General features: G+C 76.0%; 3 protein-coding genes and 1 pseudogene. All 4 read left to right on the top strand.

The genetic code is table 11. The annotated features are described in order from the left end of the window. Positions 1 to 135 precede the first annotated feature (135 nt). Positions 136 to 606, top strand: a pseudogene (locus H1A17_RS35745) (phosphoribosyl-AMP cyclohydrolase); the annotation flags it as partial. Positions 607 to 732: 126 nt separating this feature from the next. Beyond that, a complete protein-coding gene (hisI, locus tag H1A17_RS34975) occupies positions 733 to 1,179 on the top strand; it encodes a phosphoribosyl-AMP cyclohydrolase (protein ID WP_375372857.1) in 447 nt (148 codons plus the stop codon). Next, positions 1,176 to 2,729, top strand: coding sequence for an anthranilate synthase component I (locus H1A17_RS33880; protein ID WP_145920948.1), 1,554 nt, complete (start codon positions 1,176 to 1,178; stop codon positions 2,727 to 2,729). The genes hisI and H1A17_RS33880 overlap by 4 nt, the downstream gene beginning before the upstream one ends. Then, positions 2,726 to 2,974: Trp biosynthesis-associated membrane protein (locus H1A17_RS33875; RefSeq protein WP_194823796.1), on the top strand; the 249-nt coding region annotated here is incomplete at its 3' end. The genes H1A17_RS33880 and H1A17_RS33875, both read left to right, overlap by 4 nt.

Here is a 2,974-nt window from a genome sequence, read left to right as displayed (position 1 = left end):
CCAGCAGCCCGAAGCGGCGGGGGGTGCTGTGGCCCTGGGACGGCGAGGAACTGGCCACGACGGTGACCACGCTCATCCGGCAGGTCGACGCGGTGGACCCGCCGGGCCTACCTGGCCGAGGTCGACGGGCGGATCGTGCACGTGTCGGTGGCCGCCCGGGACGTCCGCACCTGGGTCGACCGGCTCGGCGAACCCGCCGACTGGGCGTTCGGGCTGCCGGTGACCACCCCCACCCGGCTGCTCTGGGCCGACCCGACCTGGCGTCGCCGGATCGACCTGCCGGTGCTCTGCCAGCCCGCCGACCAGCCCCGCCTGGAGGAACTGGTGGCCACCCTCGGCAAGGTGGCCGGGGCGCTGGCCGCCGACGACCCGCTCGGCGTCCGGCTGGCCGCCGCCGACCTGGCCCGGCTCTGCCCGTCCGTGCTGCGCCCGGCCAACCCGGGGGTGCGGGTGGCGTCCCGCCGGGCCGCCTTCGCCGCCGCCCTGGACCTGCCGGTCGCGCCCCCGGGCTACCGCGACGACATGCTGCTCTGCCTGGGGGTACGCCCCGGCGGCACCGGCGAGGTCGGGGTGGCCGCCGCCCGCCTGGTCAGCGGGGTGCTCCCGCTGGTGCGCCCGTACGCCGACCGGGTCGCCGAGACCGCCGGCCCGGACCTCGCCCGCGCCCTGTGCGACGGCCGGCTGGAGCGGTACGTCGCCCAGCTGTCCCGGGCGGTCGGGGACGGCTCGCAGGTGCCCGCGCCGCGTGCGGGACAATCGGTAACTGTGCCCGTACCTGACTCTTCCCCCCGCGACGGCGGACCCGGCGGCGCGGTCCGCCCCTCCCGTCTCGACCCGGCCGTCGCCGCCCGGCTGCGCCGCACCCCGGACGGCCTGGTCGCCGCGGTCGTGCGCCAGCACGACACCGGTGAGGTGCTGATGGTCGCCTGGATGGACGACGAGGCGCTGCACCGCACCCTCACCACCGGCCGGGCCACCTACTGGTCGCGTAGCCGGCAGGAGTACTGGGTCAAGGGCGCCACCTCCGGCCACCACCAGTACGTCCGCTCGGTGGCCCTGGACTGCGACGGCGACGCGCTGCTGGTCGGCGTGGACCAGGTCGGCGCGGCCTGCCACACCGGCGAGCGCACCTGCTTCTTCACCGAACTCCCGGTCACCCGTCAGGAGGTCCAGCGGTGACCGACGGTGCGCTCAGCCCCGACCTGGCGGGCTTCGTCGAGGCGGCGGCCCGGTGGCGGGTGGTGCCGGTGACCCGTCGGCTGCTGGCCGACGCGGAGACCCCGGTGGGGGTCTACCGCAAGCTGGCCGGCGGGCCGGGCACCTTCCTGCTGGAGTCCGCCGAGCAGGGTGTCGGCTCGGCCGGCATGGCCTGGTCGCGCTACTCGTTCATCGGGGTGCGCAGCAGCGCCACCCTGGTCGAACGGGACGGCGTCGCGCAGTGGACCGGCACCCCGCCGGCCGGCGTGCCGGTCTCCGGCGACCCGGTGCACGTGCTGCGGGAGACCGTCGCGGCGCTCGCCGGTGGGACGCCGGACCCGGCCGCCGGCCTGCCGCCGCTGACCGGCGGCATGGTGGGCTACCTGGGGTACGACCTGATCCGCCGGTTCGAGCGGCTGCCCGAGCTGACCGAGGACGACCTGGGGCTGCCGGAGCTGGGCATGATGCTCGCCACCGACCTGGTGGTGCTGGACCACTACGACGGGTCGGCGATCCTGGTCGCCAACGCGGTGCTGCCGCCGCTGGATGACCCGGACCGGGCCGAGCGGGTCACCGCCGCCTACCACCACGCGGTGGGACGGCTCGACGCGATGACCACCGCGCTGTCCCGACCGATTCCGCCCATGATCTCGACGGTGGGCCGGCCACCGGCCGGTGACGTGGTCAGCCGGACCCCGGACGGCGGCTACCCGAAGGCGGTCGAGGCGGCCAAGGAGGCGATCCGGGCCGGCGAGTGCTTCCAGATCGTGCTGGCCCAGCGGTTCGAGCGGGCCACCGACGCCGATCCGCTGGACGTCTACCGGGTGCTGCGGACGACCAACCCGAGCCCGTACATGTACCTGCTCCGCTTCGACGGGTTCGACATCGTCGGCTCGTCCCCGGAGGCGCACCTCAAGGTCAACGCCGACACCGACGGTCGGCGTCGGGCGATGCTGCACCCGATCGCCGGCACCCGGCCGCGCGGGGCCACCCCGGTGGCCGACGCCCGGCTCGCCACCGAACTGCTGGCCGACCCGAAGGAACGGGCCGAGCACGTGATGCTGGTCGACCTGGGCCGCAACGACCTGGGCCGGGTCTGCCGGCCGGGCACCGTGCAGGTGCCGGAGTTCGCCACCATCGAGCGGTACAGCCACGTGATGCACATCGTCTCCACGGTGGTGGGCACCCTGCGCGACGACCGGACGGCCTTCGACGCGCTGGCCGCGACGTTCCCCGCCGGCACCCTGTCCGGTGCGCCGAAGGTCCGGGCCATGGAGATCATCGAGGGGTTGGAGCCGGTCCGCCGGGGTCTCTACGGCGGCACCGTGGGCTACTTCGGGTTCGGCGGCGACCTCGACATGGCGATCGCGATCCGGACCGCGCTGATCCGCGACGGCCGGGCGTACGTGCAGGCCGGGGCGGGGGTGGTGGCCGATTCCGATCCGGCCGCCGAGGACCAGGAGACCCGGAACAAGGCCGCCGCCGTGCTGGCCGCCATCGCCGCCGCCGAGACCCTGCGACCGGCCCGGTGAGCGGCACCGGTGCCACCGCGACGACGGCGACCGACGGCCCGTCGACCGGCCGGCGCGAGCTGACGTACGCCGTGCTGCTCTGCCTGGCCGGCGCGGGCCTGGCCGCGTGGGCGGCGACCCGGACCTGGTCGGTGGAGGTGCTCGCCCGGGGTGCCCTGCCGCCGAGCCGGCAGGAGCGTTCCGGGGCGGACCTGCTGCCGTGGCTGTCGGCGTTGGCGCTCGTCGCGTTGGCCGGCGGCGGCGCG

This window comes from Micromonospora sp. S-DT3-3-22, from assembly GCF_015354745.1.
Taxonomy (GTDB): domain Bacteria; phylum Actinomycetota; class Actinomycetes; order Mycobacteriales; family Micromonosporaceae; genus Micromonospora; species Micromonospora wenchangensis.
Note: the sequence above shows the minus strand (reverse complement) of the source record. Positions and strands in the feature narration are given on the sequence as shown.